This window comes from Sphaerotilus sp. FB-3, assembly GCF_023706025.1.
Lineage (GTDB): Bacteria > Pseudomonadota > Gammaproteobacteria > Burkholderiales > Burkholderiaceae_C > Sphaerotilus > Sphaerotilus sulfidivorans.
In genome coordinates this window covers 1-706 of the sequence record NZ_BQWE01000029.1, presented here as the reverse complement: position 1 = coordinate 706, position 706 = coordinate 1, and the positions used below count along the sequence as shown (strand labels likewise).

Annotated in this window: 1 pseudogene; it reads right to left on the bottom strand. The window is 61.8% G+C overall.

From position 1 onward, the window contains the following. Positions 1-268, bottom strand: a pseudogene (locus tag NFT33_RS11855) (GlxA family transcriptional regulator); the annotation flags it as partial. Positions 269-706: the final 438 nt, after the last annotated feature.

Below are 706 nucleotides of genomic sequence, written 5' to 3'. Positions count from 1 at the left end.
CTCCCAGGCCCTCTACCGCAACGCTCTTTGCCTTGATCTCGTGCTCAACTATGCGGGCGTCAGGGAGCAGTGAACGGCCCTGGTTGCTGGCCTGGGCCGCGCCCCCTTCGGCTGCGCAGACGCTCCAGGTATAGAGCGTCTGCCGGCTGGTCAGATTGGCCATGCGCAGCACCTCCACCGCATTGGCGAAGGCGATCATCGAGTAATTCTCGAGCAGCAGGAATCCGAAATGCCGGACCCGGGGATCGGGATTCGAGGAGGAAACCATCGCGTGAAACCTTCGTGGCTGGGGACTGCGGTCCGGGCTGCCCGGTCGGACCTGTTGCCGCCGGAATCCTCACATATTGAGCAACGATCGTGCCAGCACATTCCTGAGCTGAATTTCCACGACATGCCGGCCTGTGCCGGAAAAACTGCGATCCGGACGCTGGTCGTGCCCGCGACGGTGGGTCGCGCATGAGGTTCGGCGGTGCATGCGGCACCATCACGGTGCCGCGCCTGCCAGATTTCACCGTAATTGGTCTTGATGCAGAACAGGTGATTACGCTGATATTCTGAAGATGGCACAGAGAAAAAGAACAAGGCCCGGTCGCCGTTCAGGACAACCGGGCCGGGCAGGGGAGCAGGGCCGTTCACTGCTCCCTGACGCCCGCATAGTTGAGCACGAGATCAAGGCAAAGAGCGTTGCGGTAGAGGGCCTGGGAGA